Raw genomic sequence first — 14,499 nt, 5'->3', positions numbered from 1 at the left:
GAAGCGAAACATCCTGAAAATCCTTGCCAAGGGTGATCCGGGCAACATAGAGTTGCATGCAACATGTAACTAAGCAATTCTGTGCGGATTGAAGGTGTGGAAGCAAATGAGCCAACCGCTTGAAGGGGTCAAGGTCATCGACCTCTCGCGCATCTTGGCCGGGCCGCTGTGCTCCATGACTCTGGCCGACTTCGGAGCCGAAGTTCTCAAGGTGGAGAACGCTGCTGGCGATGAGACCCGCAGCTGGAAGCCTCCGGTCAATGCCCAAGGCATCAGCACCTACTACTGGTCGGTGAACCGCAACAAGCAGGCAGTAGTCGCCGACTTCGCGGACGCGACCCAGTTGCAGGCCCTGCGCGGATTGATCCGCGACGCTGACGTGCTGGTGGAGAATTTCCGCCCCGGCGTCCTGGCCAAATTCGGGCTGGACTACGAGAGCCTGCGCGAGCTGAACCCGGCACTGGTCTATTGCTCCATCTCGGGCTTCGGCGAAAAGCAGGGTGCAACCTTGCCCGGCTTCGACCTGCTGGTGCAGGCAGTGGGCGGACTGATGAGCATCACTGGAGAACCAGACGGGCCTCCGAGCAAGGCCGGCGTTGCCCTGGTGGACGTATTGGCGGCGCAGAATGCGGTTGCCGGCATCCTGCTGGCCATGCGCGAACGCGATGCCAGCGGTATCGGCCAGCGGGTGACCGTCAACTTGCTCGGCTCGCTGCTGGCCGGACTGACCAACCAGTCCAGCAGCACGCTGGCTACCGGAAAATCCCCGGCACGCATGGGCAACGCGCACCCGAGCATTGCCCCCTATGAAACCTTCGCGGCCAACGACGGCGTGGTGGCCATCGCCGTGGGCAATGACCGCCAGTTCGCTGCCTTGGCCAAGCATCTTGGCCAGCCGAACCTAGCCCAGGATCCGCGCTTCAGCAGCAATAGCGCACGGGTGGCCCACCGCGAAGAACTCAAGGCAATCATCGAAGCGGCCACCGCCTCAGCCACTGCCGCGCACTGGGCGAATGCGCTGATGTCCGCGGGAGTGCCCGCCGGAAAGGTCAACTCCATTGCCGAGGCCATCGACTTCGCCAAGGAACTTGGCCTGGATCCCGTCGCGCTGATCACCGATCCGGACACCGGGGAAGCGACCGAGCAGATCGCCAGCCCCATCGGGCTCTCGCGCACCGGCGCCCAATATCGCACCATCCCGCCGGCCCACGGGGAGCACCAAGCGCTTCTGGGCACCCTGGCAAATAGCTAATCGCAAGAACTTTCAAGGAGACTTAATATGAGCACCGCAGAACGCCTTCTGGATCCGGCCGACCTGATCAATTTCGATTCGCTGCTCTCGGCGGAGGAACTGGCCCTGCGCGATACCGTGCGCGGTTTCGTCAACGAGAACATCAAGCCGAATATCGCCAAGTGGTACAACGACGCAGTCTTCCCGCTGGAGATCGTTCCGGAGATGGCCAAGCTGGGCCTGCTGGGCATGCACCTGGAAGGCTACGGTTGCGCCGGCCGCTCGGCCGTGGAATACGGCATTGCCGGCGCCGAGCTGGAAGCCGGCGATTCGGGGCTGCGCACCTTCGTTTCGGTCCAGGGATCGTTGGCCATGAGCGCCATCTACAAGTACGGCTCCGAGGAGCAGAAGCAGCAATGGCTGCCCAAGATGGCCGCCGGCGAAGCCATTGGCTGCTTTGGCCTGACCGAACCAACGGCAGGTTCCGACCCGTCGAGCATGAAGACCTTCGCCCGCCGCGACGGCGATGACTGGGTGATCAACGGTTCCAAGCGCTGGATCGGGCTGGCCAATGTGGCGCAAGTGGCGGTGATCTGGGCACAGACCGATGAGGGCATCCGCGGCTTCGTCGTGCCGACCAGCACCCCGGGCTTCACCGCCACCCCGATCGAGCAGAAGCTGTCCATGCGCGCCTCCATCCAGTGCGAAATCGATCTGGTCGATGTGCGCCTGCCTGGTTCGGCGGTATTGCCGAATGCCAAGGGCCTGAAGGGGCCGTTCTCCTGCCTGAACGAAGCCCGCTACGGCATCTTGTGGGGTTCCATGGGGGCCGCCCGCGATTCATTCGAGGTGGCATTGGCCTACTCGCAGGAACGCCTGCAGTTCGACAAGCCGCTGGCCGGATACCAGATGACCCAGCAGAAGCTGGTGGACATGGCCCTGGAAATCAACAAGGGCTTCCTGCTGGCCCTGCACATCGGCCGGTTGAAGGATGCCGGGAATTTGAACCTGCACATGATCTCGGTGGGGAAGTTGAATAACTGCCGTGAAGCCATCGCGATCTGCCGCGAAGCACGCACCATCCTGGGAGGCAACGGCATCACGCTGGATTACTCGCCATTGCGCCACGCCAACAACCTGGAATCGGTGCGCACCTACGAGGGCACCGACGAGGTGCACACGCTGATCCTGGGCAACAAGCTCACCGGCGTGCCGGCCTTCCGCTAAGCCGCGAAGCCAAGGAAGACGGGAGAACCAAGCAAATGAACCTTTCCACAACACTTGCCACCCTGGAGCACTGCATCAATGGCGCATGGGTGCCTGGCGAAGGCCGCCGCATCGATTCGAAGGCGGCCGCCGACGACTCCATCGTGCTCGCGGAGGGCACCGCGGCCAGCGTGGACCAGGTGGACGCCGCTTTCGGCGCCGCCCACCGGGCCAAGAAATCCTGGGCGTCCACTCCGATGGCCGCCCGCGGGGCGATTCTGGCCAAGGCCGCCGGATACCTGAAGGAGCATGCGGAGGACTTCGGAGCGGAACTTGCCGCCGAAGAGGGCAAGACCAGAGCCGAGGGAATCGGCGAGGTGCTGCGGGCCGCACAGATCCTGGCCTACTATTCCGGCGAAGCGGAGCGCGCTGCCGGCACCGTCTTCCAATCCCCGCGCGCCGGGGAACAGATTCTGGTTACCCACAAGCCGCTGGGGGTGATCGGGGTGATCACCCCGTTCAACTTCCCGATCGGGATTCCGGCTTGGAAGATCGCCCCGGCGCTGGTTTTCGGCAATACCGTGGTGTTCAAGCCGGCCAGCCTGGTGCCGTTGCTGGCCATGCGCTTTGTGCAGGCCCTGGAGCACGGAGGGCTGCCCGCTGGTGTACTGAACCTGGTCATCGGCCCGGGCGCGCTGGGTGATGCCTTCATCGCCAATGAGCATTTGGATGGGCTGACTTTCACCGGTTCCACCGGAGTCGGGCGCAAACTCTGCGCGGCAGGTGCGGCCCAGGGGATTCCGGTGCAGGCGGAAATGGGCGGCAAGAATGCTTCGGTAGTGCTGGCCGACGCAGACCTGGACCTGGCCAGCGAGCAGGTGCTTTTCGGGTCCTTCCGCTCCACCGGCCAGAAGTGCACGGCCACCAGCCGGCTGATTCTCGATGAGTCCATTGCCGACGCATTCTTGGCCAAGCTCACCGAAAGGCTGGAGCAGTGGGTGACCGGGGACCCGCTGGACCCATCAGTGCATATGGGCCCGCTGGTGGATGCCAAAGCGGCGAACTCGGCGGCTCAGGGGATCGACCGGTCGCTGGCACAGGGCGCAACACTGCGCTATCGCGGGCTGGCCCCGGGAACCGGCAGCTTCCTGGCACCAACCATTCTGGAACTTCCGGAGGGGGAAGCCGGGCGAGCCAACTGCGCATGGCAGGAAGAATTCTTCGCGCCCATCGTGGCGGTCCGCCGAGTCAACGGGTGGAAGGAAGCTTTCGAGGCTGCAGAAGACTCGGAATATGGTTTGAGCCTGGCATTGTTCACCTCGAATCTTGCGCTGGCCCTGGAGGCGCAACAAACTCTCGACGTGGGTATTCTGCATGTAAATTCGGAGTCAGCCGGCGCTGACCCGCACGTGCCTTTTGGCGGTGCGAAAGCTTCGGGCTACGGACCGAAGGAACAGGGAGCAGCAGCTCGCGAGTTCTACACGCACACCACGACGACCTACCTGCGCGGCTAAAAGGCGCAGGCCAGGACTCCAGAGAAAGAATGGTCAATGAGGATTGAACGTATTTTGGTGATCGGTGCCGGCACCATGGGCCGCCAGATCGCGATGAGCTGCGCGCTGGGCGGCTACGCCACCGTGCTGCAGGATATCTCTGCCGACGCGTTGGGCGCAGCACGCACCGAGCTGGAGTCCTGGGCTGCCGGCCGTGTGGCCAAAGGCAAACTCGACCAGCCCGCGGCAGCTGCGGCGCTGGGGCGCTTGAGCCAGAACACCGACTTGAACCAGGCTGCTTCCACAGCCGACTTGGTGATCGAGGCTGCTGTGGAGCGCCTGGACATCAAGGAGCAGATCTTCGCCCAACTGGGCGAGCATGCACCGGCCCACGCCATCTTGGCGACGAATTCCTCGACGCTGCCCTCCTCGAAGCTGGCCCAGGCCAGCGGCCGTCCAGCGCAGGTGTGCAATATGCACTTCTTCAACCCTGCATTGGTCATGAAGTGCGTTGAAATAGTCCGCCATGGGCAGACCAGCGATGCCACGATTCAGGCTGTTACCGAGGTAGCCAACCAGCTGGGGAAGAACCCGGTGCTGGTGAACAAGGAGATTCCGGGTTTCATTGCCAACCGCATGATGGGTGCGATCAACGCCGAGGCGCTGAACCTGGCTCACCAGGGAATCGCCAGCATCGAGGATATCGATACCACCGCGAAGACCGCTTTGGGCCACCCCATGGGTCCGTTCGAGCTGATGGACATGGTGGGCCTTGATGTTATCGATTTCATCGCCCAGGCGACCTACGCCGAGACCGGTGACGAGGCCGACCAGCCGCACCCGATGATCACCGAAAAGGTGGCTGCGGGCAAGCTCGGACGCAAGAGCGGAGAAGGGTTCTACCCTTATTCCCAGGCATCGGCTTAAAGCTGGAAACGCCGCTGCCAGCCCGATGGCCATTGGGCGGGAGGCGGCGTTTGCCGTGTAGATCGGAGAGAACTATTCAGCGACCTCTGGTTGCTCGCCAAGCTCGAAGTGGCGCCCGGAGACCGAATCAATGTTGACCCGAATCCAGAAATCCTTCTGGGTGGGGATCCAGGGAGTGACGCCGCTTTCGCGGGCCTCCTTGATATCGGCCTCATGCTCCAATACTTCGGCGCTGCCGTGCACGACAACGGACCAAGCTTCATCGGAAAGGATGCCGTCGACCTCGAAAGCGATCTTTTCATTGATCGCCATGGCCGCAAGCTTATTACCGGGCGAGGTGCGCAAGAACAGCTTCCCGTTGTGCACCGCGTAGTTCACCGGAACAATATCGATCAACCCTGCAACCGAAGTTGCTACGCGTCCGTGGGAGCTGTGCGAGAGCAGCTGCCACGATTGGTCCTCATCCAATACCAGGACCGGACTATTGAGCTCGTGTTCGAATTTCATAGCACCAGTTTTCTACTCTTTGTAGAAAAAGGCAAGGGCTCAAGACACAAGTTGTCGTTTTCCCGTGCTTGGCGGTCGACATGAAAGACTGGGGCTATGAGTCATATTTCGGCTGATGGCGATGCCCGGCATGTAGCTTCGCGAATGGAAGACGGAGTGCATCGTTGGCGTGCACGGCGCGCCCTGGCCAACGGCCACCAAGCGGTAATCCTTCCCTATGTGGGATATGGCTCTACCGGACCGAGCGGCGGCTGGATTCGCGTCTTCGCCCGCGTTGTCCTGGCCAAGCCCGGCGCCTTTGAAGACGGGCAGCACCAAGCCCAGGTCATTGCCGATGGCATTCGCGGTTTCCGCAATTTCATTTCCCCGATCCTTCCCGGCGGCAAGGTCAGCATTGACGTTGGCGACCAGCGCTTCGAGGTCCAGGCTGACCGTGGCGGCGTGATTGATGTGAAGCTGGTAGTCGACCTGCCCGCGGGCTGGAATGAGATCCGGCTTCATGCCCACAACGGCGATGCCGCGCAGGCGAAGATTCTCGTTATCGACCAGGCGCAGAAGTTCGGGGTGATCAGCGACGTGGATGACACCGTCGTGGTCACCGCACTGCCGCGCCCCATGCTGGCGGCGTGGAACTCCTTTGTGCTCTCCGAGCATGCCCGCGTGGCGACCCCCGGGATGGCGGTAATGCTCCAGAAGGTGCTGCTCGAGCATCCAGGAGCTCCGACCATCTACCTTTCCACCGGCGCATGGAATGTCGCGCAGACCCTGCAGCGCTTCATCTCGCGCAACCTGTACCCGAAGGGGCCGTTGCTGCTCACCGACTGGGGGCCAACAGACCGTTCTTGGTTCCGCAGCGGAATGCAGCACAAGGTTGACCAGCTGCGCCGCCTGGCCGAAGAATTCCCGCACATTTCATGGGTGCTCATCGGCGATGACGGCCAGCATGATCCGGCCATTTATGCGGAGTTCGCGCGCCGCTACCCCGAATTGGTCAGGGCTATTGTGATCCGCCAGCTGACCCCTTCGGAAGCGGTGCTAGCCGGCGGACGTTCGCATGAGCTGCGCCGAACCACCCCCGGGGTGCGTTGGGTCTACGAGCCGGACGGAGCCCGGATCCTTCGGGAGCTGGCCAAGTTGGGGATCGTGGGCAATGACGGCGCAAACCTGCTGAAGGAAGATTAGCCATGGAAGAAAGCATTCTGCGGGTGCAGGTCCCTATGCGCTGGGGCGACATGGATGCTTACGGCCATGTCAATAATGTCAATCTGATCCGGTTAATGGAAGAAGCGCGAATCGCCGGCTTTGGCGTGCCCGGTGGCACCGGTGCGCCAGGCTCGCAGCCGCAGGCCGATATCTTCTCTGCAGTGCCTGCCGGAACCCAGATCCTCGTTGTCGAGCATCGGGTGCGGTATTCCCGCCCGTTGGAATACCGCAACGTGCCGGTCAATGTCGATCTCTGGGTTGCCAATGTCAAGCCTGCCAGTTTTGATATCTGCTACGAGTTCCGTGACCCGGTGGAGGACTATTTGTGCGTCAAGGCCTCCACTACGTTGGCTTATTTCGACCCGGTGTCCTCGCGGGTGCAGCGTTTGAGCCCCGGAGAACGCGCGGCGCTCAGTGCATATGAAGGTCCTCCGACCTTCTCGAAGTAACCACTTGCGCTCCCGTCAATTAGGATTGATCTATCTACCCTTATTAAGACAGGAAGTGATTTTGTGTCCCAGCCGGCTGGTGATCGCCCGCAAACTGGAGGCCGACCTGCGCGCCCCCAGGTCCTCCTGCAGGTCCTCAAGCGCGAGAATATCGCACCTCATCTGGTGCGGCTCACCCTTGGCGGTCCAGGCATCTGCGATTTCGCAGACAAGCCGGTGACCGACCGCTACGTGAAATTCCTGTTCGCGAAGCCGGAACTGGGCCTTGAATTGCCTTATGACATGGAAGCGCTGCGTGAGCGGCTGGCTCCCGAGGATCTGCCGGTTCGCCGTACCTATACCGTGCGCCGCAGCGATATGCAGGCGGGAACCATCGAGGTCGATTTCGTGGTCCATGGCGATGAGGGCCTAGCAGGTCCTTGGGCGCGTGACGCGCAGATCGGCTCATCGATCTGCTTCTCGGGCCCGGGCGGAATGTTTGTCCCCAAGGATGAATTCGATTTCCACTTCTTCGCCGGAGATGAAACTGCCATTCCCGCCATTGCGGCCTCCTTGGAGTCCATGGCCCCGCAGATGAGGGGCCTGGTGGTCATCGAGGTTGCCGACGAGGCTGACGAAATGCAATTGCAGGCGCCGGCCGGCGTGGAAATTCGCTGGATTCACCGCGGTGCCGAATTCTCCCCTGAAACCACGATCCTGGAGTCCGTGGTCCGGGGGATTCCATGGCCCGAGGGCCGGGTGCAGGTCTTTGCCCACGGTGAGCGCGAAGTCATGAAGAAGCTGCGCGCATACTTCTATGACGAGCATGGCGTGGACCGCCGCGACATGTCGCTCTCTGCCTACTGGGCCTTTGGCCGTGCAGAAGATGCATTCCAGGCCGAGAAGCGTACGGAAGTTGGCAAGATCTTCGCCGACTAGTCTTTTGGCGCGGACAGATTCAAGTAAGTTAGAGCGACCTAAGAAATAAATCGAAAAATTACGCAAACAGGGCTTGACGTTATTACTGGTTCTTAGGATATGCTTATTCCAGAGCTTCTCCCGTGTGTGGTCGGGAGAAGCGTCAAGCTTGACCGATATTTATCGGCTAGTTCGCTGCTTGCCGGGGCTGCTCACCTCGAAGCAGCGAGCGGCGTAGCCGGCTTGAATAAGGGGAATGGAGAATCGGCTGACTTGCTCAGTCGGCCGATTCGTCGAAAAGGGAGCTTATCAGGATTGCACACCTTGATAAGCTCCCTTTCTCGTTGCTACAGCTTGGCGGCGTCGAAGGACCACAGCAGCAACGTGGCCAGGTAGCCCGCACCCTTCGGTGGAGGCGCCACAGTGACGCCGCGATCATGAAGCTTGCTCATGGCTCGGCGAACTACTAGATCCGACTCCAGGAAGATCTCCGGATCCCGCAAACCCCGCAGGGCAAGGTAATTGCGCGTCCATGGCCCCACGCCGCGCAGCCCTTGGAGCTGCTCCAGGAATGCCGGCACGTCTCCGAGCAGGAACTTTCCACTGTGCTCGAACCATTCGGCTACCGCGTGCAGCGCCGTTGCCCGCGGCAACGGGCAGCGAATGATTGCGCGCAATTCCCCAGGCGTGCAGGCGGCCGTTGAGGCCGCTGTGGGGAAAGCCCGAAGGCCCGAGCCATGCTGCTGGCCCAATGCGCCGACGTAGCGCCCGCCGAGGGTCCGTGCCGCCGCCAAGGACACCTGCTGTCCAATGATCGTGGTGGCCAGGGCCTCGAAAATATCCGGGTAGCTGATCAGCCGCAAGGAGGGGTAAGCCATCGCGAGCGGCTGGTAGCAAGGAAGGGCCTGGAGCGCTTCATAAGCAGCTGTGGTGTCTTGCTGCAGTCCAAGCCAATGGTTGATGATCTCCGTGAGGCGCGCAATGGATTCAGTCGGGGCGTCGTGGGTGAGCGATACGCCTGCAGGATCCAGGCTCAATGAAACTTCAACCAGGTTCCCGTCCAGCTGCAGGACGCGGTGCGGCTGGGCCGCAGCGGCATCCAGCCGCTCCTGGGCAGGCAGCGAATGCAATTCCAGGACTGCCAGTGCGTGGCCGACGTCCAGAATTCCCGTTGCCGGTAGGCGCAGTTCCATGACCTCAGGCCCAAATGCCGGAAGTGCCGCGGCGGTGCGATCCGACCAGATGGGTATCGACCATGCCGATGGCTTCCATCAACGCGTACATGGTGGTCGGGCCCACGAAGTTGAAGCCCCGCTTCTTCAGCGCCTTGGCCAGTTCCTTGGACTCGGGGCTTTGCGTGGGTACTTCAGTGAAATTACGCGGAGCCGGGGTCTGTTCCGGCTTGAAGGACCACACGAAATCCGAGAGGCCGCCCTCTTCGCGCAGCATCAGGGTCGCTTCTGCGTTGGCGATCGTTGCGCGGATCTTGAGCCTATTGCGCACGATCCCGGCGTCTTCCATCAGGCGATTGAAATCGTCCTCGGTAAACAACGCGACCTTCTCGGGATTGAAGTGCTCGAAAGCGCGGCGGAACGACTCGCGCTTGGAAAGGATGATGGCCCAGGACAGGCCTGACTGGAAGCACTCAAGGCTCAGCCGCTCGAAAAGTCCCTCTTCGGAGGTGATCGGCATGCCCCATTCGGCGTCGTAGTACGTGCGGAGCATGTCATTCGAGGCGGCCCAGCGAGGGCGCGCCAATCCGTCTTCGCCAACGATGAGATCTTCAGTCATATTTTCATCTTGCCATCCATCGCGATGCGCAGTTGGCCATGCAACGTTCCGTTTCGCGGCAAAGTCACCTATCATCGTTATATGGCGATAATAGAGTCAGATATCGATGCATCGGAAATCCGCAGCGGCAAGCTCCAGTTCGCTGCGCTCTTCCACGCGCTCGCTGACCCGGCGCGGCTGCTGATTCTGGACCATCTGCGCACCGGGGAGCATAAGGTCAGGGAACTGACCGAGCATTTGGGCCTTGCCCAAAGCACGGTCAGCGCGCATCTGTCCTGCCTGAAGGACACCGGCCTGGTGCACGTCCGAAGCCAGGGCCGGGCCAGCATCTACTCGCTGGGCCAGGGTGAAGCACTTGACGCATTGACCGCTGCCGCCTCGGCGCTTCTGCCGCAAGAGGCATCCCATCACCATTGGGAAGAAGCGCACAGCATGGATCCGAAGAAAGGCTGAACTTGGGACACGATCACTCTCACGGGCACTCCCATGATCATTCCGGAGCAAACCGAACCCGCCTGGCCTGGGCCTTCGCCATCACCGCTACAATCCTCGTCGCCGAGGTTGTTGGCGCTATCGTCACCAACTCGCTGGCCTTGCTGGTCGACGCAGCGCATATGCTGACCGATACCCTGGGGCTATTGCTGGCTCTGACCGCTGCCAACCTGATCATGCGCAAGCCAACGACCAAGCGCACCTGGGGATTCCGCCGCGCAGAAGTCCTCTCCGCCACCTTCCAATCGGCATTGCTGCTGGCTGTGGGCATCTACGCGGCCATCGACGCCGTGCGGCGGCTCTTCACCCCTGCAGAGGTCCAACCGGAGGGACTGCTGGCCTTCGGCATCATCGGCCTATTGGGCAACGTCATCTCCATGTGGATCATTTCCGCGGGACGCAATAGCAACCTGAATATGCGTGCGGCTTTCCTGGAAGTAGTCAACGACGCGTTGGGCTCGGTTGCCGTTATCATCGCCGCGCTGGTTATCACCTACACCGGATGGATGCGCGCCGACTCCGTGGCAGCCCTGGTGATCAGCGCCCTGATCGTTCCCCGGGCCATGAAATTGCTGGGGGAAACCACCCACATCCTTCTCGAATCCACGCCTAGGGGCCTGGACCTGCTCGGGGTCAAAGCGCATTTGGAGGCATTGCCCGGGGTGATCGCGGTGCACGATCTGCACGCCAGCCAGATTGCCTCCAACCTTCCGGTGCTCACCGCCCATGTGGTGGTCGAGGACTCGATGTTCTCCGCTGGGGTAGCCGGTGGGCTGCTGCGGGATTTGCAGCAGTGCGTGGCAGATCATTTCACCGTGAGCGTTGAGCACTCGACCTTCCAGATTGAGCCGGCATCGCACCAGGAAACCGAACGCGAACATGGCTGCTAATCGGTAACCTGCGGGGGCAGAGCGTCCACGAATTTGCTCATACCTTGGTATGACGCACCCCCGGGAAACTAGGTCCTGATGGTGGATGCGGGTTTGGCTAGGCGCTTTGTAGTATTTCTAATATGACTTCTGAGACTCTGCCAAAAACCGAAAATGCGGTCGCTGCCCGCGGCTTGACCAAGACCTACGGGCATGACAGCACCCGGGTTGAGGCCCTTCGCGACGTAAACGTTTCCTTCGAACGATCCCGCTTCACCGCCATCATGGGCCCATCGGGCTCCGGAAAATCCACGCTGATGCACTGCCTGGCAGGACTTGATACCGCCGACTCCGGCGAAATCATCATCGGCGGCAAGAACCTGCTGGAGCTGAGCGATGACCAGCTGACCGAGATGCGCCGCGAGCAGATCGGCTTTGTCTTCCAGTCTTTCAACCTCGTGCCAACCATCACCGCCAAGGACAACATCCTGCTGCCATTGTCGCTGGCCGGCAAGAAGCACGATCGCGACTGGTTCAACACCGTCATCCAGGCGCTCGGCCTGGGCGACCGCCTGAACCACAAACCGCATGAACTTTCCGGCGGCCAGCAGCAACGTGTCGCGGTAGCCCGAGCACTGCTCACCCGGCCGGAAGTGGTCTTCGGCGATGAGCCAACCGGCAACCTCGATTCGCGTACCGGCGCCGAAGTGCTGTCCTTGATGCGCACGTCCACCCGTGAAATGGGCCAGACCATCATCATGGTCACCCACGACCCGGTGGCCGCGTCCTATGCAGACAATGTCTTGCTGATGAAGGACGGCACAATTGTCGGATCCATCCAGGAGCCAACCGTGGCTACCGTAACCGAGGCCCTGGCCTCCTTGGCGGAGTAAGCAATGCTGCACGTAGCACTTTCGAATATCAAGACCTATGCACGTCGATATATCGCCGTCATCCTGGCTGTGGCCATCGGCACCGCCTTTCTTGCCGCAACGCTTTCGGTGAACTCATCCACCCAGGCGACACTGAAGAACTCGCTCGGAGACGCCTACAAGAACGCCGATCTGGTGGCCTACCCCGATTGGGACCTGGTTCCCGGCGCCGAGGAGTTGACCGAGCTGAGCCTCAAGGACATCGCAGATGTCCGGAACCTGCCTGAAGTTTCCACCGCCTATGGCCTGGCCTACGCCGATGGCCTGCTGCGCACGGCGGACAACAGCTACGGCGTGTCCGCACAGCCAGTAGATCCCGACCAGGGGCTGGGCGGCATGGAATTGATTGAGGGCCGGGCGCCCCAAGGTTCCAACGAAATCATTATCGATGCTTCCCACGCCAAGGAAATGGGCGTGTCCATCGGGGACGTCGTGGCTCTGGAAAATGGCGCGATCTCGCCGGCGAACTACAACATCGTGGGCATCCAGCGCTCGACCACCAACCCGCGGACCTCGGCCTACGCCTTGGCCGGCATGAGCGAGAAAGCGTGGCAGCACTTTTCCGGCGGCCAAGCGCTGATCACCGAAATCGTGGTCAATGGCGACGGCTCCGACGAGTCATTGAAGGCAGAGCTGGAGAAGCTGTTTGCCGGCAAGAAGATGGCTGACATGGCGGTGGTGACCGCCGATGAGAAGGTCTTGAACGAAGTCGCCCAGTTCACCGGAGGCACCGACCAACTCAGCGTGATCCTGCTGGTCTTCGCACTGATTGCACTGGTGGTCACCGGTCTGGTTGTGGTCAATACCTTTGCCGTAGTCATTGCCCAGCGCACCCGCGAACTGGCACTGCTGCGCATCCTGGGCGCCAAGCGCAAGCAGATTCGTAGCTCGGTGCTCATCGAAGCACTGCTCATTGGCATTCTTGCCTCGATTCTCGGTGTCTTGCTCGCCGTCGCACTGATGGCGGGCCTGATCCAGCTGCTGCACGTGATGGTGCCGGAGATGTCCTATGCGGCGTTGGCCCTGACCCCGCAGGGATTGGCCATCCCAATTCTCGTCGGCGTGCTGATGACTGTGGTCGCAGCGAGCCTGCCGGCTCGACGGGCGATGAAACTCGCACCGCTGGCGGCCTTGCGCCCCTTCGACGCTGCCAGCGTGAAGAACCGTGCCGGCAAAGCCCGGATCATCTTCGGATCGCTGTTCGTGGTGGCCGGCGCCAGCTTGCTGGCCTACGGCGCGATCCAGGGGGATCTGGTAGTCGCCTTCCTGGGCGGCCTGGTTTCCTTCCCGGGGATCCTGATGCTGGCTTCGCTGTTCGTGCCGAGCAGCGTTTCTGGGATCGGCAAGGCCGTGGCTGGCAAATCGACGGCGGGAAAGCTCGCGGCCCTGAACGCCGTGCGCAACCCGGGCCGAACCACCGCGACGGCAACGGCACTGCTGATCGGCGTGACCTTGGTGTCCATGATCATGGTCGGCGGCCAGACCGCCAAGGCCAGCTTGAACAACGCTGTGGCCGCAGAATTCCCGGTCGACATGATGGTCTCCTTCTATGACCGCCAAGTTTCAGGCGCCGAGACCAAGAGCATGCTTGAGCAAATCAATGGCGTGGACGGGATTACCGCCAGCTCCAGCTTCACCTCCGGATATGCGGATGTGGACATGGGAACCGATGAAATGTTCAACGCCGAGGTCATGTCCGTTGATCCCAAGAGCTTCGCTGACGTTGCACTGGATCCGAATATCGTGCCGGCAGATGGCGAAATCGTCTATGTGCTGGGTAGTCCCGAAAACCCGACGGTGGAAGTTGGCGGGCAAACGCTGGCAGTGAAGAATTCCGAGGCCATGCTCTCAGGAAATATCGTCACCGAGCAGACTTTCAGCAAGCTGGAAATCGATGAAGCCAATCAGTACTCGGGGATCCTGATCAAGGTGGATTCCGACGTCAATGCAGCGGGCGTCAACGAACTGGTCACCAAGGTTTCTGCCATCACCGGCGTTGAATCATCAATGATCAATGGCGGTGTGGTGATGAAGTCGATGTTCTCCCAGATCATTGACGTGCTGCTGATGATTGTCTCTGCGTTGCTGGCAGTGGCGGTGCTGATCGCCCTGATCGGCGTAGCCAACACGCTCAGCCTCTCGATCCTGGAACGCACCCGGGAGAATTCCCTGCTTCGTGCCCTGGGCCTGAAGAAGAAGCAGCTGCGCGGCATGCTGGCGACCGAAGCGGTACTGATTGGCGGCGTCGCAGCCCTGCTCGGCTTGGTGCTGGGTGTGGCCTACGGCCTGCTTGGAGCCCGCTCGGCACTCGCGTCCATGGGAACGATGACCTACGAGATCCCATGGTGGCAGCTCGCACTGGTCCTGCTGATCAGCATCGTGGCAGCGCTCTTGGCATCGGTGACTCCGGGCCGCCGCGCCGCAAAGTTGTCGCCGGTTGAAGGATTGGCCGTCGAATAGCCGGTAGCCAGCCAAAGACAGTGGTCCTGAAAGCCAAGGCTT

At 61.4% G+C, this 14,499-nt stretch carries 14 protein-coding genes; 11 read left to right on the top strand and 3 right to left on the bottom strand.

The window, feature by feature from the left end:
* The first annotated feature begins 106 nt into the window (after positions 1 to 106).
* Genes AC1Z36_RS17535 through AC1Z36_RS17520 form a run of 4 tightly spaced genes read left to right on the top strand, consistent with a single transcriptional unit; the run spans position 107 to position 4,857 of the window.
* Positions 107 to 1,252, top strand: coding sequence for a CaiB/BaiF CoA transferase family protein (locus AC1Z36_RS17535; protein ID WP_402741905.1), 1,146 nt, complete (start codon positions 107 to 109; stop codon positions 1,250 to 1,252).
* A gap of 27 nt (positions 1,253 to 1,279) precedes the next feature.
* Positions 1,280 to 2,458 (top strand): acyl-CoA dehydrogenase family protein, encoded by a 1,179-nt coding sequence (locus tag AC1Z36_RS17530; protein WP_483561542.1) that lies wholly within the window; start codon positions 1,280 to 1,282, stop codon positions 2,456 to 2,458.
* 35 nt (positions 2,459 to 2,493) lie between these two features.
* The gene (locus tag AC1Z36_RS17525; RefSeq protein ID WP_483561541.1) at positions 2,494 to 3,951 is read left to right on the top strand and encodes an aldehyde dehydrogenase family protein; all 1,458 of its coding nucleotides are present in this window, start codon (positions 2,494 to 2,496) and stop codon (positions 3,949 to 3,951) included.
* Positions 3,952 to 3,987: 36 nt separating this feature from the next.
* Entirely contained in the window at positions 3,988 to 4,857 is an 870-nt protein-coding gene (locus AC1Z36_RS17520) for a 3-hydroxyacyl-CoA dehydrogenase family protein (RefSeq protein WP_105657332.1), read from the top strand.
* 72 nt (positions 4,858 to 4,929) lie between these two features.
* Here AC1Z36_RS17520 and AC1Z36_RS17515 read toward each other — a convergent pair whose 3' ends face one another.
* Positions 4,930 to 5,364: a pyridoxamine 5'-phosphate oxidase family protein gene (locus tag AC1Z36_RS17515; RefSeq protein WP_105657333.1), complete on the bottom strand. Its 435-nt coding sequence runs from the start codon at positions 5,362 to 5,364 to the stop codon at positions 4,930 to 4,932.
* A 96-nt stretch (positions 5,365 to 5,460) separates the two neighbouring features.
* Here AC1Z36_RS17515 and AC1Z36_RS17510 point away from each other — a divergent pair, with 96 nt between their 5' ends.
* The 3 genes from AC1Z36_RS17510 to AC1Z36_RS17500 all read left to right on the top strand — a co-directional run bounded on the left by AC1Z36_RS17510 (position 5,461) and on the right by AC1Z36_RS17500 (position 7,934).
* Positions 5,461 to 6,546, top strand: a complete 1,086-nt coding sequence (locus AC1Z36_RS17510; RefSeq protein WP_105661617.1) for an App1 family protein phosphatidate phosphatase — start codon at positions 5,461 to 5,463, stop codon at positions 6,544 to 6,546.
* A 2-nt stretch (positions 6,547 to 6,548) separates the two neighbouring features.
* On the top strand, positions 6,549 to 7,016 hold the full coding sequence (locus AC1Z36_RS17505) for an acyl-CoA thioesterase (RefSeq protein WP_105657335.1): 468 nt from the start codon (positions 6,549 to 6,551) through the stop codon (positions 7,014 to 7,016).
* A gap of 63 nt (positions 7,017 to 7,079) precedes the next feature.
* Positions 7,080 to 7,934 carry a siderophore-interacting protein gene (locus tag AC1Z36_RS17500; protein ID WP_105657336.1) on the top strand — a complete coding sequence of 285 codons (855 nt, stop codon included), beginning with the start codon at positions 7,080 to 7,082 and terminating at the stop codon, positions 7,932 to 7,934.
* A gap of 326 nt (positions 7,935 to 8,260) precedes the next feature.
* Here AC1Z36_RS17500 and AC1Z36_RS17495 read toward each other — a convergent pair whose 3' ends face one another.
* Entirely contained in the window at positions 8,261 to 9,106 is an 846-nt protein-coding gene (locus AC1Z36_RS17495) for a DNA-3-methyladenine glycosylase family protein (protein WP_483561540.1), read from the bottom strand.
* Between the two features lie 4 nt (positions 9,107 to 9,110).
* Positions 9,111 to 9,704, bottom strand: a complete 594-nt coding sequence (locus AC1Z36_RS17490) for a DNA-3-methyladenine glycosylase I (protein ID WP_402741908.1) — start codon at positions 9,702 to 9,704, stop codon at positions 9,111 to 9,113.
* Between the two features lie 81 nt (positions 9,705 to 9,785).
* On the opposite strand from AC1Z36_RS17490, the gene AC1Z36_RS17485 reads away from it, so the two are divergent.
* The 4 genes from AC1Z36_RS17485 (at position 9,786) to AC1Z36_RS17470 (ending at position 14,457) form a co-directional block, all read left to right on the top strand.
* Complete coding sequence (locus tag AC1Z36_RS17485) at positions 9,786 to 10,157, top strand: ArsR/SmtB family transcription factor (protein ID WP_105657339.1); 372 nt, start codon at positions 9,786 to 9,788, stop codon at positions 10,155 to 10,157.
* 2 nt (positions 10,158 to 10,159) lie between these two features.
* Positions 10,160 to 11,086, top strand: a complete 927-nt coding sequence (locus AC1Z36_RS17480; protein WP_105661620.1) for a cation diffusion facilitator family transporter — start codon at positions 10,160 to 10,162, stop codon at positions 11,084 to 11,086.
* A gap of 122 nt (positions 11,087 to 11,208) precedes the next feature.
* Entirely contained in the window at positions 11,209 to 11,958 is a 750-nt protein-coding gene (locus AC1Z36_RS17475; RefSeq protein ID WP_105657341.1) for an ABC transporter ATP-binding protein, read from the top strand.
* Positions 11,959 to 11,961: 3 nt separating this feature from the next.
* Positions 11,962 to 14,457 (top strand): ABC transporter permease, encoded by a 2,496-nt coding sequence (locus AC1Z36_RS17470; RefSeq protein WP_402741909.1) that lies wholly within the window; start codon positions 11,962 to 11,964, stop codon positions 14,455 to 14,457.
* The last annotated feature ends 42 nt before the right edge of the window (positions 14,458 to 14,499 follow it).

It is taken from the genome of Glutamicibacter sp. BS14 (assembly GCF_056934375.1).
The sequence above is the reverse complement of the archived record's forward strand: the minus strand, read 5'-3'. Positions and strand labels throughout refer to the sequence as shown.